Source organism: Microcoleus sp. M2_D5, from assembly GCF_036701935.1.
Classification (GTDB): domain Bacteria; phylum Cyanobacteriota; class Cyanobacteriia; order Cyanobacteriales; family Microcoleaceae; genus Microcoleus.
The window spans coordinates 13,592-39,442 of record NZ_JAUBRP010000062.1; the positions used below are offsets into that span (position 1 = coordinate 13,592).

General features: G+C 49.1%; 14 protein-coding genes and 1 pseudogene. 4 read left to right on the forward strand and 11 right to left on the reverse strand.

Features of this window, described 5'->3' with window-relative positions:
- Positions 1 to 128: 128 nt before the first annotated feature.
- Complete coding sequence (locus tag QUA50_RS22220; protein ID WP_333266957.1) at positions 129 to 2,681, reverse strand: DNA topoisomerase (ATP-hydrolyzing); 2,553 nt, start codon at positions 2,679 to 2,681, stop codon at positions 129 to 131.
- 1,490 nt (positions 2,682 to 4,171) lie between these two features.
- On the opposite strand from QUA50_RS22220, the gene QUA50_RS22225 reads away from it, so the two are divergent.
- Entirely contained in the window at positions 4,172 to 4,567 is a 396-nt protein-coding gene (locus QUA50_RS22225) for a response regulator (protein ID WP_333266955.1), read from the forward strand.
- Between the two features lie 445 nt (positions 4,568 to 5,012).
- On the opposite strand, the gene QUA50_RS22230 is transcribed toward QUA50_RS22225, so the two are convergent.
- The 7 genes from QUA50_RS22230 to rpsT form a co-directional block, all read right to left on the reverse strand.
- A complete protein-coding gene (locus QUA50_RS22230; protein WP_333266952.1) occupies positions 5,013 to 9,140 on the reverse strand; it encodes a DNA-directed RNA polymerase subunit beta'' in 4,128 nt (1,375 codons plus the stop codon).
- Between the two features lie 446 nt (positions 9,141 to 9,586).
- Positions 9,587 to 11,461: a DNA-directed RNA polymerase subunit gamma gene (locus QUA50_RS22235; protein WP_333266950.1), complete on the reverse strand. Its 1,875-nt coding sequence runs from the start codon at positions 11,459 to 11,461 to the stop codon at positions 9,587 to 9,589.
- Between the two features lie 83 nt (positions 11,462 to 11,544).
- A complete protein-coding gene (locus tag QUA50_RS22240) occupies positions 11,545 to 12,636 on the reverse strand; it encodes an HNH endonuclease (RefSeq protein WP_333266949.1) in 1,092 nt (363 codons plus the stop codon).
- A gap of 141 nt (positions 12,637 to 12,777) precedes the next feature.
- Positions 12,778 to 16,164 carry a DNA-directed RNA polymerase subunit beta gene (gene rpoB / locus QUA50_RS22245; RefSeq protein ID WP_333266947.1) on the reverse strand — a complete coding sequence of 1,129 codons (3,387 nt, stop codon included), beginning with the start codon at positions 16,162 to 16,164 and terminating at the stop codon, positions 12,778 to 12,780.
- Between the two features lie 98 nt (positions 16,165 to 16,262).
- Positions 16,263 to 16,457, reverse strand: coding sequence for a hypothetical protein (locus tag QUA50_RS22250; protein WP_333298845.1), 195 nt, complete (start codon positions 16,455 to 16,457; stop codon positions 16,263 to 16,265).
- A gap of 309 nt (positions 16,458 to 16,766) precedes the next feature.
- Positions 16,767 to 17,546, reverse strand: a complete 780-nt coding sequence (locus QUA50_RS22255) for a TatD family hydrolase (protein ID WP_333266976.1) — start codon at positions 17,544 to 17,546, stop codon at positions 16,767 to 16,769.
- A gap of 356 nt (positions 17,547 to 17,902) precedes the next feature.
- Complete coding sequence (rpsT, locus tag QUA50_RS22260) at positions 17,903 to 18,205, reverse strand: 30S ribosomal protein S20 (protein ID WP_333066838.1); 303 nt, start codon at positions 18,203 to 18,205, stop codon at positions 17,903 to 17,905.
- An 888-nt stretch (positions 18,206 to 19,093) separates the two neighbouring features.
- On the opposite strand from rpsT, the gene hisD reads away from it, so the two are divergent.
- The 3 genes from hisD (at position 19,094) to QUA50_RS22275 (ending at position 23,105) form a co-directional block, all read left to right on the forward strand.
- Positions 19,094 to 20,407 (forward strand): histidinol dehydrogenase, encoded by a 1,314-nt coding sequence (gene hisD, locus QUA50_RS22265; protein ID WP_333266945.1) that lies wholly within the window; start codon positions 19,094 to 19,096, stop codon positions 20,405 to 20,407.
- A gap of 329 nt (positions 20,408 to 20,736) precedes the next feature.
- Complete coding sequence (locus tag QUA50_RS22270; RefSeq protein WP_333266943.1) at positions 20,737 to 21,159, forward strand: universal stress protein; 423 nt, start codon at positions 20,737 to 20,739, stop codon at positions 21,157 to 21,159.
- Between the two features lie 440 nt (positions 21,160 to 21,599).
- Entirely contained in the window at positions 21,600 to 23,105 is a 1,506-nt protein-coding gene (locus QUA50_RS22275) for a tetratricopeptide repeat protein (RefSeq protein WP_333266942.1), read from the forward strand.
- A gap of 110 nt (positions 23,106 to 23,215) precedes the next feature.
- On the opposite strand, the gene QUA50_RS22280 is transcribed toward QUA50_RS22275, so the two are convergent.
- From QUA50_RS22280 to QUA50_RS22290, 3 genes and pseudogenes are all read right to left on the reverse strand, one after another.
- Positions 23,216 to 24,490: a carbamoylphosphate synthase large subunit gene (locus QUA50_RS22280; protein WP_333266940.1), complete on the reverse strand. Its 1,275-nt coding sequence runs from the start codon at positions 24,488 to 24,490 to the stop codon at positions 23,216 to 23,218.
- A 25-nt stretch (positions 24,491 to 24,515) separates the two neighbouring features.
- A complete protein-coding gene (locus tag QUA50_RS22285; RefSeq protein ID WP_333299364.1) occupies positions 24,516 to 24,887 on the reverse strand; it encodes an isoaspartyl peptidase/L-asparaginase in 372 nt (123 codons plus the stop codon).
- 761 nt (positions 24,888 to 25,648) lie between these two features.
- Positions 25,649 to 25,851: pseudogene (locus QUA50_RS22290) on the reverse strand (hypothetical protein); the annotation flags it as partial.

A 25,851-nucleotide genomic window follows, 5' to 3' on the forward strand; every position in this document is an offset into this window, starting at 1 on the left:
TAGATTTTAGATTTTAGATTGGGGAATTGGAGGCAGAGCCTCCGGGTATGTATTCCCAGGCAGAGCCTGGGAACAAGGCTTAAGAAGTCCTGCAAGAAGAATAATTCCCCATGACTCATGACTAATGACTATTGACTGCTGATAACTTTGATAATTTTTTCACCTGGATTGAGGTCAAAAACTCGATCGCCCGCAGCATCTTTCCCCCAAAAAGCTATAGCATCAATAGCCGATCGCAGCCAGCGCCCAGAATTAGTAAAAAGTTTAACATCCGTACCCGGAACAGCCGGCAGCAAGCCAACCAAAGCATCTTTAGGCTCTGCGAAACGAAAAGCTTGAGTACCAATTTCGCCGCGGTTAGTAAGTCTGACAGAACCCGCAGGCATTCGTTTTGCCCAACCCAACTCAGAAATTAGCACCAGACTGTCTTCCGGGTCGAGAGTGATACAACCCACCAACTGTTCCTGCTTCCGCAACCTGGTTACTTGAGATCCCTGGGCGCTGCGGCCCATTGGCGGCAGTTGTTCGTCATCAATCTCAAACCGGAGGACTCGCCCTCCTGAAGTTGCGATCGCCACTTGCTCGCCGACTTTAGCCAGACTCGCGCAGCGCAGCCGATCGTCCTCCTTGAGTTTAACAACAGTAACGCCGCGATTAGTCAAATCAGCAAATTCCTGCATCGCCAAGCGCTTAATTTTTCCTTGCTGAGTCAGAGTTACTAAATCTGCAGCTTCCGAATTTTCCGGCAAAATAAAGTGTGCAACTGTGATTTCCGACAAAGCGCGATCGGCACTGTCTTTAGTAGCACTCGGCGACAACAAACTAACGATCGGCGTTCCCCGGTCTTTGGCGCTACTACTAGGAATATCGGCCACTTTCAGCGGGTAAGCTTTGCCGTTAGGAGTTAAGACGACCAAAGTGCGATCGGTTTTCGTCAGATTTGCCGTCACAATAAAATCTTCATTTTTTTCTAAAGCTGAAACAGATTTTTCGCGACTTTTCGAGCGTGGCTTTTCCCCAGTCGGCAAACGTCGCACGTACTGCTTGTGCGAAAATTCAACAATAGTTTCCTCTGGCTCTAGAACGGGCAATAAGTTCGGCTGAATCGTTGCCGGGGACAACTGCTTCACCCCAGAATTTTTCTTACCAGCAAATTGTGATTCGGCATTTGCTGCGCGTGCAGTTCCGTTGGCGAATTTAGTGCGGCGGGGGTCAGCGTACTTGCGTTTGAGCGATCGAAATTCCTTCTTTAAAGCCTTCAAAAGTTCGCGCCTGTCGCTCAACAACCGCTCCAATTCTTGAATATTAGCCGTCAACTCATCAAACTCAGACTGCAAATTTTGCCTTTCCAAACCAGTCAGCCTACGCATAGGCATCGCCAAAATCGCATCAGCTTGACTTTCGCTCAAATTGAGGCGAACTTGGAAAGTTTGCTTAGCAGTAGAGCCGTCAGGAGAATTTCTGAGAATGTCGATCGCTGTATCGAGATTTGTCAAAGCCAACATTAAGCCTTCGACAATGTGACAGCGGCGTTCCGCAGCCTGCAACTCGTAATTGTAGCGGCGGGTAAGAGTCACTTCCCGGAAATCCAGAAATTCCTGCAACAATTGTCTCAGCGTCAACTGTCGCGGTTGACCGTTAACAATTGCCAGCAAAATCGCCCCAAAATTTGTTTGCAGGTCAGTTTGTTGGTAAAGGCGAGCTAGAACCGCTTCTGGGGAAAATTCCCGCTTGAGTTCAACCACAACTCGAATGCCTTCGCGATCGCTCTCGTCACGCAAATCAGAAATACCGTCGAGGCGACCGGCATTGACCAACTCCGCCACCTTTTCAATCCAAGCCGCCTTATTTACCTGAAACGGAAACTCCGTCACCACGATCGCCGTTTTAGTCCGCACCTTGCGATTACCAGGCACCTCTTCCACCCCGGCCACACCCCTGACCGCAATGCTGCCGCGACCCTTAGTGTAGGCGTCAACAATGCCCTCAGTAGCGACGATTTCCCCTCCTGTGGGAAAATCCGGGCCCGGAATCAGTTCTATCAACTTCTCGTCGGATAGTTCCGGGTTTTCAATCAAAGCAATTAAACCGTCTACCACCTCGCCCAAATTGTGCGGCGGAATATTAGTTGCCATCCCCACAGCAATGCCAGCACAGCCGTTGAGTAACAGAAACGGCAACTGAGCAGGCAGCGCCGTCGGTTCCTGCTGCGAACTGTCAAAGTTACCAGTAAAATCAACAGTTGCCTCGCCGACTTGGGTTAGCATAGCTTCGTGGGCGATCGGTGCCAGCCGAGTTTCCGTGTAGCGCATAGCAGCCGCCGGGTCATTGTCCACCGAACCGAAATTGCCGTGACCCGCCAGCAAAGGATAGCGGCTCGAAAACTCCTGAACCATGCGTACCAGAGCGTCGTAAACCGATTGGTCGCCGTGGGGGTGATATTTTCCCAAAACATCTCCAACTACCCGGGCGCACTTGCGGTAAGGTCGGTCTGGCGTCAGACCGAGTTCGTGCATCGCATATAAAATTCGACGGTGAACAGGTTTTAAACCGTCGCGGACATCAGGCAAAGCTCGCCCGACGATCACACTCATGGCATATTCGAGGTACGATTGCTGCATCTCGGCGTGCAGAGGCGTAGAAATTACTTGCCCGGAAAGTAGGTTGAGTTGTTTAGCCATGAGTCCTTGTGTCCGTTAATTCCTGAGTGAAAACAGCCTCTGTCAATAATGCCGAGGTTCCCTGTCTCGATTGAAAAGCCTTTGCCGCAGGCGAACCGAAAGTTCGAGCAAAGCGGCCAGTTGAAGAATAAAAATAAACTTAACTTGTGAAAGCAGAATCAGAGTCCCGAAGACGGGCAACACTTGCCTCTTACTCTCCACTCTTACCCTAACCTCTATGTTGCCTTCATTTGCGCCTACCTGTCTATTTACCTTCTGCCGTGAGAAGGTTGATTCACAGGAGAACACGGAATGCCATAAACTCATAACCTAGTGAGGCTGTAGCTCTTCCTAGGAAAGCGTCACTAGGGACTTGAATCCCCGTCAATCCATGATAGAATTTAATTGCAATTAGGAATAACCATCTACACGAAGAAATATTCTATTCAGGAGAAACCCCACATTGAGCTTGTCTCGGTACAGCGGTAGCGCGGATCGAGCAGCAATGGTAGAAGATCGAGCTTGCGGTATTTCGGCAAGCGTGATGGACTCCGAAACTATTAAAAAAGAAAAGTAAGCGGAATTGGAATATCTCTGGGACTGGTACTTGTTCCGATCGTGTAGAGGCGACTGGACTATGAGTGAAGTCCCAGTTTTGGGCTTATTTAACCACAGAACATGGCCCTGACTCGCTGAGAGTGTCAAAAATGGCGATCTTGATGAATTCATCAGTCAAAAGCTCTCCTGGCCATATCTCCTAGTCTGACCTCGCCTTGATGAACGGAATCGTCGATATTTTAAGCCATTTTGAGGGGTTAAAACTGAGAATTAGGCATCTCCAACAAACCCCGCTAGATTCGCTACTCCCAATGCGGTGGCGACGGGAGTATGTAAATAAACATGGCTTGATTCTCATGAGGAAGAAGGAAAATAACGATCGCACATTCCCGAATCTAATACCAGTTCAAAAAATAATGCAACTGTAGGCCCGTCCTCCAAACTGATATCCAGTCAATCAGTTCCCATCTAAAATCTAAAATCTAAAATCTAAAATCTAAAATCTAAAATGGTAGAAGCCGGAGGCTTGACCGAAAGAGAGGATACTATAAGTCCAGGACGCACGGGTAGTCAGAAACTGGGTTTTTTCATAGCAATAGTTCGTTATAACCCGCCAAAACTAGCAAAAACCTGGTTGCGAGGCGTCGTCCATGCGTCCGGGATTGTACTATAAACCTGCTACCTGAGAATCTTGAGACTCTCACCACTGTCAGGTCTAGTTATAAAAAAGAACTAAACTGTCTGTGTATAGTAGTCTAAATGATGGTACTGGATGCTTCTAGGCATCTGTAAACCCTCTGACAGCTAGTGGCTCAAGGATATACATACGGGTTTTGCAGGGTTCCCGGCTGATGGCGCTAAAAACTCTGCATTTTTGACGGGGAATGTAGTCCCCGTGTCGTGTTCCTCTTTGGACTAAAGTCACAAAGTTTCTATACTTCCCATATTTATTTATGAAAACCGTTCTGATTGTAGAGGACGATTTGGTTAATGCTCGGGTTTTTTCCAAAATTCTGACTAAGCGGGGGGGCTTAGCCGTGAAACACACGGAAAATGTTGAAGAGGTGATGCAGATTGCTGCCAACCGCGAAGCTGATTTGATTTTAATGGATGTGTCTCTTTCGCGCAGCGTGTACCAGGGCAAATCTGTTGACGGCATTAAGATTACTCAACTGCTCAAAGCTGACCCGCAAACGGCCTGGCTGCCGATTATTTTGGTGACTGCTCACGCGATGGCTGGTGATAAAGAAACATTTCTGGATCAAAGCGGTGCCGACGGTTACATCTCTAAACCTGTGGTAGACCATCAAGAGTTTGTGAATCAAATCAAGGCTTTGCTACCTGATTGAGTGAACCATACATGAATAAGGAATAAGAAGGAAGAAGAAAAAAGGAAGCAGGAAGAAAGAATTGTTTGTTTGAACTCACATCTTGCACCATGCTCAATTACTTGTTTAGGAACAGGCTCTCCGGCCTGTGAAGCGAGAAAACTCATTCTTTGTGGAACGGGCTCTTATAGCCCGTTCTTGACAATGGTGCAAGATATCAGTTTGAACCAACAAACAATTAAAACTCTCTTATTTACAAAGTTTGCTTAAACTCTGAATCTTCCTTCTTCCTTCTTCCTTTCGATGTCCGCTCGCACAATGCTATGAGTTCGGACTTGTAATTTCTGAGGAAAAATTTGAGATTTTTATGACGAGTGAAATAGGAGTGTGCGTTGCGACGAGGAAGGAAATTATCCTCAGCGATCGCAACACCATTCACTCACTTCATGCAATCTCAAAACTATGATTAGTCTTCATCCTCATCGAAGTCAAAACCGATATCATCATCATCAACATCAGACCCCAAAGCATCATCCTCAGTCTCAGCCACAAAATCGTCCTCATCAACCTCAACTTCCTCAAAATCCTCATCAGGCTCAAGATCAGACCCGCGCCCGATCTCATAACCACTCTCGATCGTATAAGCTCGGCGCGCCGAGCGGTCATCAAGCACCACATCCTCTTGCAAATCGTGGATATCGTCATCAAACACAGCACCATCAAAACCGGCATCCCCAAGCCCAGCATCCTCATAGGCATTGAACCCAGTACCTGCAGGAATCAGGCGGCCGATAATCACATTTTCCTTGAGCCCCCGCAGCCAGTCAGACTTACCTTCGATCGCAGCCTCAGTCAACACCCGCGTAGTCTCCTGGAACGAAGCAGCAGAAATAAAGCTATCAGTATTCAGCGAAGCCTTAGTAATCCCCAGCAACACCGGAGTATAATCCGCCGGCGCTCCACCAGTAATTGACATCGCCTCATTCACCTGCTCAACCTGCCGCAATTCTACCAACTCGCCGGGGAGCATAGTAGTATCGCCGCCATCTTCCATCCTGACTTTGTTGGTCATCTGGCGGACAATCACCTCGATGTGCTTATCAGAAATATCCACGCCCTGAGACTGATAAACCGACTGCACCTCATTCACCAAAAACGTCTGCACCTGTTGGAAACTCTCCAAAGCAGCCTCAAAAGTAGACTGCCGCTCCTTGAGCACGTGGAAGAACACCTCCAGAATTTCGTGAGGGTTAGCAGGCCCGTCGGTCAAAGCTTCGGCGACGCCGACGCGCTGTCCGTCGGAAACGATCGGGTTTTGACCGGGCAACAAAGGATACTCCTCAATCCGGCCATCATCCTCAATCACCGCAAGTTCCACAGCATCGTCATCCGTAACCACGCGAGCCGTCCCCGGCCGCTTGGCTAAAATACAAGCTTCCTTCGGCTTCCGCCCTTCCAGCAGTTCCTCAATCCGCGGCAAACCTTGAATGATATCCCCAGTCTTTGCCCGCTCAAACACCAGAATCACCAAATTGTCACCCCGCTGCACCAAGTCGCCGTCGTCTACGTGCAGCACCGCACCCGCCGAAACCCGGTAAGGACGAGCCACCCTCAGCAACAGTTTGGCCGGTTCCGTCCCCGACGCCGGTACAACTGCAACAACTTGGCCGGACTCTTCGAGAACAACCCCCGGAGCTATTTCGGTACCAGCCACCAGCAGTTGACCCGGACTCACATCCGGCGTACTCGCCACAGAGATCGAAATAGAATCCGCATCTCGCATCACCAACAGCCGGCGCACTGGTTCCCCATGTCCCTCACGGATGCCCCGCACGATACCCGCTTCCTTGCAGAGAATCTCCGTGCGGGCAACTACTGCCCCAGGGGCGATCGACTGCCCATCCTCCACCAGCAGCCGCGTGTGAGTGCTCCCCTGAGTCGGATCGGCAGACACATCCCGCCGAATCACCAGCGACTCCAAAATCACCAACTGCAAGCGGAAAGTCTTGGAAACTCGATCGCCCCCATCAGCCGCAGTCACAGCCAACTCTTGCGACGCACTATCCTCTTGGGGCGAACCCCAAGCCGGCCCCGAACCGTCCGCCCCAAAAGCCATAGCATCATCCTCATCCGGCAGTAGCTCGATATCCGCCGCCAGTTGCGGAGCTCCCGAACCAATTTCCAAAATAAGCTGAGTCCGCAGCAGTTCCAATCCCTCGACAGATTTGACGCGCTCCCCATCCTTATAAGGAAGTCGCTGCACTGCTTTCAAAGATATCGACTCATTCAGCGCCGTCTGAGAAGGCACGGGAGGCTTATCCGGCACCGGAAACTCCACCACAGGCCGCAGCAGCAAAGCCGGGCCTTCGGGAGTTTCGATATACTCCGCATAGCCCAACTCTTCGGCAATCAAGCCTGGGGAAATCTCTTGACCGGCGTTGACGATTTGACCTTCCCCGAAAGTTAGCGGCGGGCGGTCAACCACATGGAGCGTCCCCGGCTTGATCACAATTTCCCGCAGGATGTCATTTTTCTGAGTGATTTCCACTGCCCCGCTGGTTTGGCAGAAAATATCCTTAACGACTTCTGTACCGGCCTCAACGTACTGACCGTCTTCGACCAGCAGCAGAGAAATATCTTTGTTGACTTCGTGGCACTCTTCTGGTATCCAGAGCAGAGTCCCCCCCTTCACGACTTCGTAGCCAAGTTTAGCTTTGCCCCGCTTGTGGACTTCCACCCCGCCGTACTTGACAATGCCTCCTGTAGCTGTGCGGTAGCTGTCGTCGAGCAGTTCGGCGACGACTTCTCCGTTGATGACTTTGCTCCCAGGAGCAGTCTTCAGGGAAAACCGCTGCTTGGAAGATGTTTCGATCGTGTAGTGGTCGCGGCCGCCTGCGCTTTCGGCCCGCACGACTGCTTGGTCGAGCAGGACTTGGGCGGTGATAATTTCGATTTCTCTGGGGTCAGCGATGCGGACTACGCCGCCGTGTTCGGAGACGAGTTTGGTTTCGGCAATCACGCTTTCGGCCGGAATGCGATCGCCATTTTTCACTGCCGGTTCGGCGCCGGGGGGCAAGTTGTAGACTTCTCCCGATAGAATCCAAATCAGCCCGCCTTTGCTGGCTGTGCGGGTGGTGTTCCCTTGGCGGTCGGTTTTTTCTTCTGGCACCAAATCAGCAAATTTGGCTTCTCCGGCTAAGTCGGAAGCCACGTCTGTAGTCACTTTTTCTGTGGTTTTGCGGGCGGCGCGACCGACGATCGGCACTTCTGCCAAAACTTGACCGGGAATGGCGCGCTGTCCGTCTTTGACCATCAGAGTAGAACCCTGGACGATCGCCAATTCGATTTTCAGTTTTTGATTTTTGGCGCCGGATTTCCCTTCTTCAAATCCGTCGCCCTCAAATACAAGTTTGCCGTTGTTTTCTGCCACCAGTGCTTCTTCGCCGTGTCTGGTGCGGAACGAGCGAGTACGCAAGTTCTTGAATTTGACTACGCCGCTTGTAGGGGCGCGTTCTTGTTTTGCGACTTCTCCGGTGAATACGCCGCCGGTGTGGAAGGTACGCATGGTGAGTTGGGTTCCCGGTTCCCCGATCGACTGAGCTGCAATTATCCCGATCGCTTCTCCCATATCCACCATTTTCAAGTGGGCGAGACTCCAGCCGTAGCAGTGCTGACAAACCGATCTGGTTGATTCACAAGTCAGGGGCGATCGTAAATACACCTCTGCTACCCCAGCTTTACCAATTTCCGTCGCCAGCTCATCGGTAATTGGCTGATTTCGGACGGCTTTTTCGCTGCCGTAAGACACGATTTCTCCGGTTTTGGGGTGGACTGCATCCCTGGCCAACACGCGCCCTAGCAGCCTGTCCTTGAGGGGAATCAGCACTGTTGCTCCGTCCGTCATCGGCCGTACTCGAATTCCCCGCTGAGTGCCGCAGTCCACCTCCCGCACAATTACGTCTTGGGATACGTCCACTAAGCGACGAGTCAAATAGCCAGAGTCCGCCGTCCGCAACGCCGTATCTACCAAGCCTTTGCGCGCTCCGTAGGAAGAGATGATGTATTCCGTAACAGTCAGTCCCTCCCGGAAGTTGGTTTTAATTGGCAAGTCAATAATTTCCCCCTGCGGGTCAGCCATCAACCCCCGCATACCCACTAACTGCCGCACCTGAGAAATGTTCCCCCGCGCGCCGGAGAAGGCCATCATGTAGACCGAGTTGAGCGGGTCTGTGGATCTGAAGTTTTTGACTACTTCGTCTTTGAGGTCTTCTGAGGTGCTGTTCCAGGTGTCGATTACTTTTTGGAACCGTTCGACTTCGGTGATTTCGCCTCTGGTGTATTTTTGTTCTGTGATGCGGATTTCTTCTTCGGCTGCATCCAGGAGCGAGCGTTTTGACGGCGGCACCTGCAAATCGTCTACGCTAATCGAAACTCCTGCTCGTGTCGCAAAGCGGAAACCCAAGTCTTTGAGTTTATCGGCCATTTGCGCTGTACGGGCCGTTCCGTAGTGCATGAAAGACCAAGAGATTAATTTTTTGAGCTGACCTTTGTCAACAACTCGATTGCGAAAAACAATTTCCTTATTTTCTGTCATTTTTCTGAGTAGTGGTAATTGGTAATTGGTAACTTTTACTGCCGTTCGACTTCGGTTCCCCGCCAGCGTTGCCGAAGAACTCAGGAACCATGTAGCCGAAGTATTGGTAATTGGTAACTGGTAATTGGTAATTGAGAAGTAGAGCGGTGGGAAAAAACACCAAGCATTTTGTAGGAGTGGGTTTAGCGTATAAGGAAGAGAGCTAAGCTAGAAGATGAATACACTCACCTGCTCTTCCCATAATAAAGTTTATTTTCACCTACCTACTTAATTGGTAATTGGTAACTTTGACTGCACTTTGACTACGCTCAGGAACCGCAGAGCAGAAGTATTGCTAAGTAGTAATGGGTAATTTTTCCGGATTCAATCACTATTATTTGTTAGCGATCATTGGTCACTTATTACCCATTACCTCTTACCCATTACTTCTTACCCGTTACCCATTTCTAATTGTTAATTACCGATTCGATCGTTTGGTGATAGATAATCCGGCCCGGAGTAGTGCGAATGAACTGATTGAGCACCTTGCCCTCTCCGTCTTCCCGCACCCGGCGGAACTTGTATTCCTTCGTCACCACACCGTCAGTCGAGCGTTCCACCTTCAGCGGTTCTCCCTCGGGTTCTGCGTTTTCTATGGCGCCTTGAAACCTCACCCACACATAAGAGTGCAAGTCAACGATTCCTTGTTCGTAAGCTACAACCGCGTCGGTAAGGTTGGAGAAATAGTGACCGGCTCCTTTTTGAGCGTCAGGATTTTCGGCTGTCAAGTAATAGCAACCGAGCACCATATCTTGAGAAGGAGTAACGATCGGTCTTCCGGTTGCCGGCGACATAATGTTGTTAGAAGCCAGCATCAGCAAGCGCGCTTCCGCCTGAGATTCCAGAGACAAAGGCACGTGCACGGCCATTTGGTCGCCGTCAAAGTCAGCGTTAAAAGCCGGACAGACTAGCGGGTGAAGCTGAATCGCCCTCCCGTCCACCAAAATCGGCTCAAAGGCTTGAATCCCCAAACGGTGGAGGGTCGGCGCCCGGTTCAGCATTACCGGGTGTCCTTCAATCACCTCCTGAAGCACGTCCCAAACGCTGGGATCGTTGCGCTGGATCAGTTTTTTCGCAGCTTTGATATTGTTGACCAATCCTTGGCGGATCAAGCGGTGGATGACGAAAGGCTGGAAAAGTTCGATCGCCATTTCCCTCGGCAAACCGCACTGATGAATTTTCAGTTTCGGCCCCACCACAATCACCGAACGGCCGGAGTAATCAACCCGTTTCCCCAGCAAGTTTTGCCGGAAGCGACCTTGTTTCCCTTCAATGATGTCCGACAGCGACTTCAGCGGGCGGTTGTTGGCCCCCACCACCGTCCGGCCCCGGCGACCGTTGTCAATCAGCGCATCCACAGCTTCTTGCAGCATCCGCTTTTCGTTGCGGATGATAATCTCCGGCGCCAGAATTTCTTGGAGTCTCGCCAAGCGGTTATTGCGGTTGATGACTCTCCGATAGAGGTCGTTGAGGTCACTGGTGGCAAAACGCCCGCCGTCTAACTGCACCATCGGCCGCAAGTCCGGGGGAATCACCGGAATCACATTGAGCACCATCCAATCGGGTTGAGATCCCGTAGCGATGAAGTTGTCAATTACCCGCAAGCGTTTAATTAACTTTGCCCGTTTTTGACCTTTAGCATTAGCAATATCTTCCCGCAACTTTTCCGCTTCACTTTCTAGCGGAATATTTTGCAGCAAAACTTGCAAAGCTTCAGCACCTATGCCTACTTCTACGCCCGTCAGCGTGGAATCTTCGCTGTAAAGTTCGTCTTCTATTTCCAGCCAAGCATCTTCCGTGAGCAATTGCTTGTATTGCAGCTTTTCTGCATTACCGGGATTGAGGACAACATAGGCGTTGAAATAGACGATTTGTTCGACATCTCGCAGTGGCATATCTAATAGAATTGCCATGTAACTCGGGATGCCTTTGAGATACCAAACGTGAGCTACTGGAGCTGCTAATTTGATAAAGCCCATGCGATGGCGGCGGACGCGAGATTCAGTAACTTCAACACCGCATCTTTCGCAAACAATGCCTCTATGGCGAACTCGTTTGTACTTCCCACAATGACATTCCCAATCTTTTGCCGGCCCAAAAATGCGCTCGCAAAACAAGCCGTCCATTTCGGGTTTTAAGGTGCGATAATTTATCGTCTCGGGTTTTGTCACCTCGCCGGTTATCTGACCGTTGGGTAAAGTTCTCTCTCCCCACTGTCGAATTCTTTCGGGTGAAGCTAACCCTATCTTGACGTAATCAAAGCGTTGTTCTACCTTAGCCATTTTGACTCCAATTGATGATTTACAGTTGATTATTTGTGGTAATTTATCTTTTTTGTTGGCTTATTTTGCGACTAGAGTCAATTTTATTCTCCTCTATAGGTGACGTTTCTTTTAATATCAGAAATGATATTTCTGGATACTCCAAATTCCTGAGCTATTTTAGCAAGGGATTCTCCGGCTTGGATTTGTTCTCGGATCTCAATAGCTTGAGCAAAAGTTAGCTTGCGTTCGAGATGTCCACCCATGCGAGGAAGTGGAACCTCTTGACCTGCTTCCTTCCAAGTGACGTGATACTTAATGTCATGTATGGTTTTGCGGCCGACACTGTATTCCTGTGCTACATCTTTCATCCTCTCTCCTGCTGCTAGCTTTTGTCGAATTTCTCGCACCTTTTCCCAGTTTAATTTGGCATTGGAAAGGGGATGACTTTTGCCTTGAGTGCGTCCTTTCTTAGAAGCATCCAATAAATTTTGGGCACGAGTACCACCCCAAAGGTGTTCTGGATTAATACAACTGGGATTGTCGCAGGTATGACAAGCGTCGATTGAAGTCGGAATTTCACATCCTAATTTCTCTGCTAAAACAGCACGAGTAACTGATTTCGATTTCCCATTTTTTAATAAGTATCTGCCATAGCCTGAAGCATCCTTTGCACCTTGAAAAATTATGCAGCGGTTGTCTTGAATTTCTCCTAAAAAACCGGGGGGGACTGTAGTGAAGTTATCGGGAATATTTGCCTTAAGTATTTTAGTAATAGTGTCACGATCTACTCCATACTCTTTTGCTAGGTGGTTCTTGATGGTTCCAGATAAATATTTAGTCTGAATTTCCCGCAGTTGTACGATCGACAATATGCCAATACCGGGAATACTTTTGCGTCTGGGAGTTTTGCGATCGCGCCCAATCATCTGCCCCGTATTCTCAGCAGCAGTACCTACTACCAGATGTGCCGGGTTGATGCAGCTTCGATTGTCGCAGGTATGGCAACCAAAATAACCGGAACCGAGGAACCCTGCTATTTTTGATTCGAGGACTAAGCGGTGGACTAAAACCGTTTTGCCATCGATCCACTTGCGCCCGTAACCGTTGCCAAACTTGCTCCCTTGCCAATTAATACAGCCCGTCGCCCGGTCAACTTCTCCTTGAATTCCTGGGACAACTGTTACAATAGTCATGTCAGCGTCTCTCCTTTTTAGAGCGTTGATTCGCCTCAGCAGTGGTACGAACACTGCTGAGGCATTTTTATTTGAGATTGTCGATTAAAGATTAAAGAATGGAATGCTGTCAAAAAATCTTTAATCTTTAATCTTTAATGCCTAATCCTCGTCAAGTTCGTCACGAGAAAGCGATTCGTAAGTAGGCCGGGAGGGCGATCGCTTGCCCCCAGCATCCGCCATCAAATCCACCTCAACGTGCTCGCTGCCTTCGTCGGATGTATTCACCTTGTGCACGGCAATATCCAAGCACAAAGATTGCAACTCCCGCATCAGCACCTTGAAAGATTCCGGCGTACCGGGACGCGGAATAGCTTTGCCTTTGACGATCGCATTCAGCGCTTCATTCCGCCCCTGCATATCGTCCGACTTCACAGTCAGCAACTCTTGCAAAGTATAAGCGGCGCCGAACGCTTCCAGAGCCCAGACTTCCATTTCTCCGAACCGCTGACCCCCCTGCTGCGCTTTGCCGCCCAAAGGCTGCTGCGTTACCAGCGAGTAAGGCCCTGTGCTGCGGGCGTGGATCTTATCGTCTACCAAGTGAACCAGCTTCAGCATATAGGCGATGCCGACTGTGATCGGGCGATCGAACGGTTCCCCAGTTCGGCCATCGTAGACAATTGTCTTGCCGGGGTGCTTTTCATTAAACACCCAAGGCTTGCCGGTTTTTTCGCGTGCCTCCTGTAGCTTGCCGTGTACGGTTTCCCGCGACTTTTCAGCGCCGTGCATTTCATCAAAAGGCACCATCTTGAACCGCATCGACAGATTTTCGCCCGCCCATCCCAGCAAGCACTCAAAAATCTGACCCACGTTCATCCGCGACGGTACGCCCAAGGGATTGAGCACTATGTCAACGGGAGTTCCGTCGGGCAAATAAGGCATATCCTCCATCGGCAGAATCCGGGACACAATACCCTTATTTCCGTGGCGGCCGGCCATTTTGTCGCCGACTTGAATCTTCCGCTTTTGAGCCACGTAGACGCGGACGACCATGTTGGCGCCGGGGGGCAGTTCGTCGCCCTGTTCGCGGGTAAACACCCGCACGTCCACCACGCGGCCTTTTTCGCCGTTAGGGACGCGGAGGGAATTGTCGCGCACGTCGCGGGCTTTTTCGCCGAAGATTGCCCTCAGCAATTTTTCTTCCGGCGGTTGGTCGGATTCGCCTTTGGGGGTGACTTTGCCGACTAGGATGTCGCTGGCTTCTACCCAAGCACCTTTGCGGATAATCCCCTGTTCGTCTAGCTGGCGCAGCGCGTCTTCGCCGACGTTAGGAATTTCGCGGGTGATTTCTTCGGGGCCGAGTTTGGTTTGGCGGGCTTCGATTTCGTATTTTTCAATGTGGATCGAAGTGTAGATATCTTCGTACACCAAACGCTCGCTAATTAGCATGGCGTCTTCGTAGTTGTATCCTTCCCAAGGCATATAAGCTACGAGGATGTTGTGGCCCAGAGCGAGTTCTGCCCCTTCGGTGGAGGAACCGTCGGCGAGCACTTGACCTGCTACGACGCGATCGCCCTCATAAATCAGCGGACGCTGGTTTAAACAAGTATCCTGGTTAGAACGCTGATATTTTTGCAGTTCGTGTTCGATGCAGCCAGCATATTTTTGCTTCCAAACCGAGGGCTGTTTGACTTTGAGATCGTCGTATTCCTTAATCAGGAAATGTTCTTCGCTGGAATTCGATTCGGCATCTACAGGCAGGGGTTTGACAATAATCCGGGTAGCGTCGATGTAAATTACCTCGCCGTCTATCCGGGAAACCACAACCATCCCGGAATCTCGCGCCGCCTGAGCTTCCAAGCCCGTACCGACGAGGGGCCGTTCTGGTTTCAGCAGCGGCACAGCTTGCCGCTGCATATTCGATCCCATCAGAGCTCGGTTGGCGTCGTCGTGTTCCAAGAACGGAATCAGCGATGTCGCGACGGAGACGATTTGCACTGGCGAAATCGCCATGTAGTCCACCTGCATCGGCGTAGTCGTCGTAAATTCTTGGCGGTAGCGGACGGCTACGGTTTCGCCCAAGAGGTTGTTGTCTTCGTCGAGGCTGATGTCTCCGGGGGCGACGCGCAAATCGTCTTCTTCGTCGGCTGTCATGTAAACAGGGGCTTTGTCGCGCAGCACCCGTCCTTTTTCTACTGGATAAAAAGGAGTTTCGATGAAGCCGTAGGGGTTGACGCGGGCGTGGGTTGCCAAGGAACCGATCAGACCGGCGTTGGGGCCTTCTGGTGTTTCGATCGGGCAAATCCGGCCGTAGTGGGACGGGTGAATGTCCCGCACTGCAAACCCGGCGCGCTCGCGAGTCAGACCTCCAGGGCCCAAGGCGGAAAGCCGACGTTTGTGAGTCAGTTCTGCCAGAGGGTTGGTTTGATCCATGAACTGCGATAGCTGGGAGGAACCGAAGAATTCCTTGATTGCTGCTACCAGCGGTTTGGGGTTGACCAGAGAAGCGGGGCTGAGGGAGTCGGCATCCGAGACGGTCATTCTTTCGCGGATGATCCGTTCTAAGCGGTTGAGTCCGACGCGCACTTGGTTTTGCAGCAGTTCTCCGACACTGCGGACGCGACGGTTGCCTAAGTGGTCGATGTCGTCGGTGGAGCCGATGTCGAATTCGAGGTTAATTAAGTAGTCGATCGCCGTCAAGATATCTTGCGATGTCAGCACCCGCGTTGTATCGGGGACTGTCAAGCGCAATTTTTTGTTGAGTTTGTAGCGGCCGACTCGGCCCAAATCGTAGCGTTTGGGGTCGAAAAAGCGCGAGTTGAGGAGCTGTTCGCCGCCCGCCACGGTGGGGGGTTCACCGGGACGGAGTTTGCGGTAGAGCTCCATCAAAGCTTCTTCTTCGCCGAATTGTCCTTCTTTCTCGATCGTTTTTTGGAAGTATTCCGGGTGGCGGAGTGAGTCGTAGATTTCGCCGTCTGTAAGCCCCAAAGCTTTGAGCAGCACCTGAGCCGATAGTTTGCGGGTTTTGTCGATTCTGACCCAGACTAAATCGTTTTTGTCTGTCTCAAATTTCAGCCAAGCGCCGCGGTTGGGGATCAGACTGGCGTTGTAGGAACGGCGACCGTTTTTGTCGGTTTCTGATTTGTAGTAGACGCCGGGGGAACGCACGATTTGGTTGACGATGACCCGTTCTGCGCCGTTGATGATGAATGTGCCGCGCTCGGTCATCAAGGGCAAGTCGCCGATGAAGACTTCTTGTTCTTTGATTTCCCCTGTTTCTTTGTTAATCAGGCGGGTGGGGACGTACATTTGCACCGAGTAGGTGCTGTCCCGGCGCTTGGCTTCGTCCACATCATATTTGGGGCGCTTGAGTTTGAAGTCTTTGCCCATGAAGTGGAGTTCCAGCTTGCCCGTGTAGTCTGTAATCGGGGAGAAGCTGTCGAGTTCTTCGATCAGCCCGGCTTCTAGGAACCAGCGAAAACTTGCCCGCTGGATTTCGATCAAATCGGGCAAGGTGAAGGCGAATTCTGTGTAATCTTTAGTGGTCATGGGGGTCCTTTTTCCGCAGTGGCTCTAGCTTTTTACATGGCGCCAAGGCTGGGCTTTTTTACCTTGTTGCGTTTTTTTGATGGATTGTGTGAGAGAATTTATATGATGTTTTCGATCGCCTGCCAACTGCTGCAACGGTTATTATTGCTGGTGGCTCGCAGTATTTTTGTGCGGATTTTTGTTTCGATCGAGATGCTTTTAGCTCCGATCTCGTGGTATCCCAGGGTTAATTCCCTACACTTTTGACTCCTAAAATTGACTTGACAGCTATTGCCAAATTGCTGAGGTTCCAAGTTTCTTCTGATGTGTAAGTTTGAGTGTGTAAGTTTGAGGTATTGCCTGAAGTTTTGACCGCTCCCGAAGGTTAGCGTACTCGCGTTGTGTTGGTAGTTCCCGGGCGACATCGCAGTCGGGGATACTAAGCCAACGCCCGATCGGTCGGTTCTTTTTATTATAGGACGCAAATCCGATCGCAACAGGCAACGCCAAAAGAATCTCCAATAAAGGATGAATCCGGTTTTTCTGGCTGGATAGAAATGGGATTGTCCCAATCGCGGGCTCCTAAATCGACCTGTTTTCCTCGTTTCTGTGCTCTGCTATAACTAAACTGAAAAGCCGAATAGCTGACAGGCATTTTCTGTTGTCTGCTGGGACAAAGTTAAGAGAGAAACTCCTCTCAATTTAGCAACTTGCTCGGCTACGTAGTAGACATAGGCTGGTTCGTTGCGTTTTCCCCGCTGGGGTACGGGGGCGAGAAAAGGGCAGTCTGTCTCGACTAGGATGCGATCGCTATTTACCATACAAGCTGATTCTTGTATTTGCAAGGCTTTTTTAAAGGTGACTGTTCCGCTAAAACTAATGTAGAAACCTAGGTCTAAAAACCACTGGGTTTCTTCGGGCGTGCCTCCCCAGCAGTGCATAACGCCACGCACTGGCCCGCGTGTTTGCCAAAAGTTCCTCAGCATTTGGGCCATTGGGGCGGCGGCGTCGCGACAGTGGATAATGACTGGTTTGTCAAGTTCCCGGGCGATTGCAAGCTGTGCCTCAAACACTTTAAACTGGTGTTCTCGATCGTCAGCTTTATAAAAGTCCAGTCCGGTTTCGCCGATCGCTACTACCCTAGAGTCCGAGCTTGCTAATTCCCTAATCTGGCTCGCAGTCTCGTCTTTCCACTTGTCCGCATCTAGGGGGTGGAGTCCAACCGCAAAGGAGACTTCGGCAAACTGATTGGCGATTGCTTGAATTCCGGCAAACTCTTCTGGCTCTACACAAGAATGAACCAGCCGAACTACACCAGCTTCGCGCCAGCGTTCTCGAATGGCTTCTAACTCAGATTTGTAGGTTTCAAAGTTGATATGAACGTGAGTGTCGATGAGCTGCATGGGGAAGCAGATTAGAGGTGATACGGGAGAGTCCTTGTGGGATAGGGCGAGGGGGGAGTGAGAGAGTCTGGGAGTGGGAGTGGCAGAGAGTGTGTGGGAAAAATGTTCCGTCTTCTTTCTTCCTTCTTCCTGCTTCACGCTTGACAATTCCCGCATCCAGGATACCCGCCACGCGATCGATCCGTCCAGAAATAAAAAACCTGTATCCGATGAAACTTGCCGAACGTATTTATCTCGCGCAAGTCAATGCTTCAATCGAAAATCGAAAATCGAAAATCGAAAATCGATTGACTTGTTCCCTCAACATCCATCCCTTCAATCTTGTACACTGCTTCGTCGGGTAACTTTCTGCTTCCTTAAGACGCTACCGAGGATGTTTCGTGCGGCTTGAGGGTTCTTGCCAAGCGGGACTTTTTGCGAGCGCCGTTGTTGCGGTGGAGTACACCTTTTTTGACAGCTTTGTCAATTTTGCTGTAGGCCTCAGACATTCGCTGCTGGACTTCTTGCATTAATTCCGGGCTCGGAGCTGCGGCGTACTTGTCTACGGCAGCGAAATATTTCTTCATCAAAGTTTTGACCGCTGACTTGTAAGATTTGTTGTACAAGCGGTTACGTTCGGCGATTTTGACTCGTTTGACGGCGGACTTAATATTTGCCATAGTTCAGTTGCTGGAAGTAGGTATTCATTGATACACCCTAGTCTCAAGACAGTCTCAAGACACGGGGATTTTGAAGGACAACCTTTTCGGGAGCAATCCGCAAAAAGCTTGATTTTTAAGGGCGGAGTGAGACAGCCACTCTCCATTTGCTCAGATTGAGCTGAGTCTGTGGCTACTTTTTGGCGACGCCCGCGCAATAATTTTTTATTGACTCATCTAACTGCCTGTTATTTACCCCTGACAATACCCACAGGTATGACACGGGTGTTAAGGAGGCGTTTTGCGGTGTTTCCACCGTCACGAGTTAAAGTCACGGTTTATTGCGCGCAATTTTCAAGTATACAATAATTTGGCGTTTTTTTATAAAAAAAATATCAGGTGTTGGAAAAACTAATATAGCACCTATTTTGCTTAAAATCCAATTCTCTGAAAAATCCAAGTTAAGCTATAAGAAAGAATACGGGTTATTTGGGCTTCGGCAAGAAGCACTTACCGAAGGTAGAAGGTAAAAAGCTGAAGGTAGAAGGTAGAAGACAGCCGGATCTGAAGGTAGAAGCTAGAAGGCAGAACCAAAATTCTTGCGATCGAACACTCTCCCTCTCGGATACGATCGGGTCGAAAACTCTCCCCCCTCTGCGTTCCCACCCTCTCTCACGGCACCCGGTTCTCTGGCGGGCAATTATTCCTAGAGAAGGTGGTGACTTGTCCTCAGTGTTGCAAAATCCTCGACAGAGATTTAAACGCTGCACTGAAGCCTTGGAAAATGCCGCGACTATCGCGGTTTAAGCTTGTGGACTGGTGGTGGCCTACTTCTCTAGGAGAGCCCCACAAAAATCCCCAATTGTCAAGCAAATGTTAGTGAAGTTATAGACGGCATTCCTAATCTCCATGCTGCGAATCATTACTCAGTGGGTTGAGGCACAAGCTGAACTGCGACGGATCTGCGATCGCACCCATGACGAACTTGTCGTTCACAAAGAAGCCACCGTGCGGGAGGTGCTGCAAGCTGTAAGGCGCAGAGGCGATCGGGCTGTGCTGCACTACACTGCTGAATTTGACCGCATGACCCTAAATGTGGAAGATTTACGGGTCAGCGGCGCCGAATTGGATGCTGCTTACCAGCAGGTGTCGAAAGAATTATTAAATGCAATCCGCACAGCTTGCAAACAGGTAGAGGCGTTTCACCGACAGCGCGTACCCAAGTCTTGGGTGCAGTTTGGCGATGACGAGATTGTTTTGGGCAAGCGCTACACGCCGGTCGATCGAGCGGGAATATACATTCCTGGCGGTCAGGCGTCCTATCCGAGCTCGGTGATCATGAATGCGGTTCCTGCGAAGGTCGCCAAGGTGCCGAGACTGGTGATGTGTACTCCCCCCGGACAGGAGAAGAAAATGAATCCTGCGGTGCTGGTAGCGGCTCAGGAAGCGGGAGTTGATGAGATTTATCGGGTAGGCGGGGCTCAGGCGATCGCGGCTTTGGCTTACGGTACGGAAACTATTCCGAAGGTGGATTTAATTACTGGGCCGGGGAATATTTACGTCACCCTCGCTAAAAAACTGGTTTACGGGACTGTGGGGATCGATTCTCTGGCTGGCCCGTCGGAAGTGTTGATTATTGCGGATGGTTCGGCGAATCCCGTACACGTGGCTGCGGATATGTTGGCTCAAGCTGAGCACGATTCGATGGCGTCGGCAATTTTGCTGACGGCGGATTCGGTGCTGGCTAGGAAAGTGGTGGCTGAGGTAGACAGACAGTTGGCAAATCACCCGCGCCGAACTTTAACAGAAAAGGCGATCGTCAACTATGGTTTAGTCGTAGTAGTTGACTCGCTCAAAGCGGCGGCGGAACTCTCTAACGAGTTTGCCCCCGAACACTTGGAATTGCAAGTTGCAGATCCCTGGGCTTTGCTCGACCAAATTCGCCACGCTGGGGCGATTTTCTTGGGCTTATCGACGCCGGAAGCTGTAGGTGATTATTTGGCTGGCCCGAATCACACTTTGCCGACTTCTGGGGCTCCGCGCTATGCGTCGCCGCTGGGTGTCGAAACTTTTATGAAGCATTCGAGTTTGATTCAATATTCGCCGGCTGCACTTAAGAAGGTGGGTAAAGCGATTAATGTTTTGGCCCAAGCAGAGGGGCTTCCTTCTCACGCTGATTCGGTGCGGCTGCGGACTGAAAATGAGGGAGAGGGTGAGTTTTAGATGGTAGATTGGAGATTGGCGACCGACAAAATACAGAGGTAGTCAAAAGCGAGTGAAATGCAATGAAAGGAAGCAATTCTCTTGCGATTATGGTAGCTTTACATTCTGCGACAAGCAGCCCAGTTTATTTGCACCTACCTACTTACGCACTGCGGGCTTAAGAAACCCGGTTTCTTCAAGAATCTTGCTGAAATGACGCGATTATGTTAAGAAACCGGGTTTCTGGGTAGGTAATAATGATGTTGGTGGGAGCGCGAAATTGTCGAAAGTAGGCGACAAGCAACGAAAAATTTAAAGTCTAAATATCTGAAATTTAAAGGTGCACGGTATTGAATACTGTTTTGGTAGCGATCGACAATTCAGAGTTAGCGACTCAGGTATTGCAAGTTGTAGGACACTTTCAGCTAGAACCGACGGCAAAGGTGATTCTAGTTCATGTTGTGAGTTACGGTACGTCGGATTTTGACGCGGTTGTCGATCGACCTCACGCTCACGGAGATGAGATTGCTTACCGAGAGGTGGAGAAGTTACTGCAATCTTATCAGGAAAAGTTGCCTTGCCAGAGCGAATTGGAAATTGTTTCGGGACAGCCTGCAGAGGAAATTTTGCGTTTGGCTAATATTTATAAAGCGGATTTAATTGCGATCGGCTGTCGCGGTTTAACTGGTTTAAAGCGGATTTTGGAAGGTTCGGTGAGTGCTGAGGTTGTCGCTGAGGCTCCTTGTTCGGTGTTGGTGGTGCGGGCTAAGTAAGGGGAATTGAACCGCAGGGATGGACAGGCGAGACGCCTGTTCCACGGAGATTTACAGTAGTTAAAACTTGTAGGGTGTGTCAGCCAAGAGTTATTGAAGCTGCAGATAATATAACGAGAGGTGACGGACGGATACAACTTTTTGTTTATTTATCATGTTAATTGTTGTAAAAATTTGAGACTCCGTTTCAAACAGTAGTTAGAGTGTCAGCAGGATAAATGGTTGATTGGACTGTGGCTTGAGTCTCTCGTCGGTTGGATATGTCTCGCCAAATCCGCCTTTTCCCAGTAAAAGGATGTGTAATCTCCGGCAATAGTTGGTTTGAGAATTACTTTAAAGCCACAATATTTTTATAATTAGCACACACTCCGATGCAATTCGGCGTGTTTATGAAACCGTTTAAAAAGCACTTTTATTAAAACTTACTAACTGCCAAGGCTATGACTAAAAAACCGCATCCCTTAATTCCGCAAATTCTGGCTGCTTTGACTCTTTTTGGGGTGTTGGCTTGTGCGACGACAGCTTCAACTCCCGCTACCCAGACTCAAATTAATGATGCTAATGCCTATTACAGTCAAGGGCTTGCTCGTACAACTCAAGGAGATTTCACGGGTGCTGTAGATGATTTTTCTAAAGCTATAAACCTTAATCCAAAAAAGGCTGAGGCTTACAGCAAGCGGGCTTTTGCCAATCTTAGGCTAGGGAAAAATGATGATGCGATCGCAGATTACACTAAGGCGATCTACCTTAATCCCAAGTATGCTGATGCCTACATTGGTCGGGGTAATGCCCAGTTTTTCCTAGGGAAAAATGATGATGCGATAGCCGATTATACTAAGGCGATCGACCTTAATCCCAAAGATGCTGCTGCCTACAACAATCGAGGTAATGTCAAGTATGACCGAGGGAAAAAAGATGAGGCGATGGCAGATTATAATAAGGCGATCGACCTTAATTCCAAATATGATGCTGCCTACTGCGGTCGGGGTAATGTCAAGTCTGCCCTAGGGAAAACTCAAGAGGCGATCGCAGATTACACTAAGGCGATCTACCTGAATCCCAAAAATGATGCTGCCTACAACGGTCGAGGTAATGTCAAGTCTGCCCTAGGGAAAAAAGCAGAGGCGATCCCAGATTACACTAAGGCGATCTACCTGAATCCCAAAAATGATGCTGCCTACAACGGTCGAGGTAATGTCAAGTATGACCTAGGGAAAACAGAAGAGGCGATAGCAGATTTTTCTAAGGCGCTCGAGCTGAATCCCAAATATGCTGATGCCTACATTGGTCGGGGTAAAGCCAAGTCTGCCCTAGGGAAAAACGCAGAGGCGATCCCAGATTTTTCTAAGGCAATCGAGCTGAATCCGAAAGATGCTGGGGCCTACTTCGCTCGCGGTGATATCAAGTTTACCCTAGCTAAAACAGAAGAAGCGCTCAGAGATTTTTCTAAGGCTATAGACCTTAATCCTAAATATACTCATGCTTACCATATGCGGGCTACTGTCAATTCTATGCTGGGGAAACAAGCAGAGACGATCGCTGATTATACTAAGCTTATAGACCTTAATCCCAAAGATACTGGCGCCTACGGCGGTCGGGGTCATACCAAGTATGCCCTAGGTAAAACAGAAGAGGGGATCGCAGATTTTTCTAAGGTGATCGACCTTGAACCCAAAAATGCTGGCGCCTACTTCTATCGGGGTGTAGGCAAGGATAACTTAGGGAAAAAGAAAGAGGCGCTCGCAGATTATAATAAGGCGATCGAGTTGGCTCCCGCCTATCCTACTAATATTTACCTCCGTCGGGGTAATCTCAAGTCTGCTCTCGGGAAAAAAGCAGAGGCGATCGCCGATTATCAAAAAGCCGCTGACTTGTACAAGCAACAAGGAAAAACCAGTGACTATCAAGATGCTCTTAATAAAATTCAAAAATTCTCAGCAAAGTAGCAACTTAGAGATTGTTTTGAGAAACCGAAGGAGGAGATTGTGCGTTGGGCAAATATTTATCAAGCCGATTTAATTGAACCGCACAACCGCAGCAATGGGTAGAGTAGATATCAACCAACTTGCTGCAATCCCTTACTATGCAAACTCTGCTCGATGTGCTGCATTTCCTTCATATCCTCAGCCGCAACTATCCCGTAAATTTCCGTGTAGATTTTTCCGTATTTAACCTTCTCTAAAGCCGACAGGATTATTAAGTCCTTGCGATCGAGTTCTGGTTTCAGCGTGACAAGAATCGATTCCAAAGTCCCGTCCATTCGCCAGTTACTGGAATATTGAGCCACCTCCTTTCCCCGCCCCAGTAAGGTATGGCGCTGCAAGCAAAGCGGAGTCGATCCATTAACTCGGAAATTGGCATCTATGGCATACAACTCTCCCTCAGAGTCTTCCAGCACGTCGAAGCCAATAACGCCGAAATAACCCTGTTGGTGAGCATATTTACCAATAGCGGCAATCATCTCAAAAAACCTACTCATGTCGGTTTCGCGGTAGTGAATCAGTCCCCCTAAATAGTTGCCATCAGGGGTGACAAGTTGACCGGTAGTGCCGATGAGCCTGATATTTCCCGTTTTGCTGACATAAAACTGCACGCAGTAGTTCTGCACTTCATTCTTGACGAATTCCGAGACAATAATCGTATCCAGCAACTTAATATCGAGATATTTCCTCACTTCCTGCAAGCAGTAGTTCAGATCGCTGGCGCTTTTGATAATATAAGTGCCTTCTCCAGAAAGTCCGTGGGATGTTTTAATCAAGTAGGGGAATTGCTCTGGTAACTGAATGCTTTGGAGATTCACTTCGTGCAGATTGTAGCTTTGATATTTCGGACATTGCACGCCTAATTCTGCTAGCGTTGCTTTGCTGAGCAAGTGGTAGTGGATTTCGGGATGGACGGCGTGTTTTTCGGGTTTGAGATTGTCGAAGGGAAATAGAGTCAGGAGTTTGTCAAAGCGATCGCTTCTGCCGAGATATTCGAGATAAGTTGAGCAGTCTATCATCTCCATATTGCTGTTGCTGAAGCCCAAATGCTCCCGCCAATAGTCAATCAGCGAGTTCGGCGGCTGATTAATTACAATCCCTGGGATGGCATCGCCTAACACAGCCAGATTTTTCCAAGGTTCCTTCTGGCCTATCTTGTCGAAAGAAGTTTTGGTGGCTTCACTGCTGCCGTCTTGAATAAAGTATTTTTTTCTGTTGGGGTAAGCAGCCCAACTGGCAGTTGCAGGGTAATTTAGGATGAACGCATAACGTGCATCTGTGATGTCTGGAGCAAACAAATCGGAAAGAGAGTTGCCTTGAAAGTAAGGAAAGTCGTAGGTTGAGTTCATAGAAATATCCAAGTCTAGTTTGAATTCAACTGTTTTCCCGGCCACTAATTAGCTCGATGAACATGGGTTTTTTATCCATAATCTTTCGCGCCACAGAGATGGGATGGCGCACGCCTTGAACATTGGCGATCGCTCCCCAAGCTAAGGAACGACCTTCCACGATCGCTGCGTCTAGCTCTACTTCTCCCTTACTGTTAAGAACCGAGCCACAGCCTGCGTTAAATGTCTGGTCAGTTTCCAGAACCCGGATAGCTGCCTCAACGGCTTCTGCTGCTGTAACCCCGCTTGCTAGCACTGCCCAACCCGCTTCTGCTGCGTTACAGCCTGCATTGTTGGCTGCAACCTTCTCTTCTGAGATGGTTTTTGCTCCACCGCGAACAATAATACCTATTACTATAAATCTCCTTTTTTAACCTTAAAAAATACTTAAAAGTTACTTAGGTTAAATAAAAAAAAAATCAATTTTTAAGCAATTTATAGGTGTTTTTTGACCCATCCTAGTTGTACAGGTTAGCAGTCTTGAATTTTGGCTTGTTCTATCTTCAGATGTAATTATTTTTGCCGCTGTTTGTGTTCCTCCAGACCTAACTATTTAATCATTTTTAATAAAAATAGGGCGAAGTTATGTCAATAAAGCACTTTGCGTGACTAAGAGGTACAGTAACAGCAGTGAGCAAAATAATTGTCGATTTGCTTACTTGAACATAATTTCACTTCCAATTCCAAGAGTTTTTCCACAATCTGCACACTTCGAGGTACAAATCTCCTGAGCAATGCCTTTAATTCCCACCATAAATGTTCGATAGAGTTAAATTCCGGTGAGTTGGCGTGATAAATACACCACAGTTGCTCCTACTCCTTGGATCATTTCTTCTACCCCCTCTACCTTATGTACCTTCAAATTATCCATGACTAATACCGCTCCTTTCCCTAATTTGGAAGTTGTTCTTGCACAAATTTATTGAACTCCTCTCCATTCATAGATTTTTCCCTTGTCTTCATGGCGATTACCTTCTTATTGCTTATTGCACCAACTACTGTCACCCTAGTTCCTCTATAAAATGGCTTAATATCTTAGCTTTTTTCTCCCTTTTTACTTCTGTATCTGGACCTCATTATCCCAATCAATACACCCATTTAGTCCAAAAATATCAGATTTTATGGTTCGACATCTCGGATTTTTTCCCAATATTCTATGCGCTTCTTTTGATTAATTTCTTTATGGGCTTGACTGCTGCGTAGTGTTTTTTTTTCAAAGTGAGTTCCTGCTTTTTGAGGAATCGGCCTGGGGGGGTGACAACCCACCCCAAACCCATAGCTAGTAAGGATTGAGCCAACTTGTGGTAAAAAAAGATAGGCAG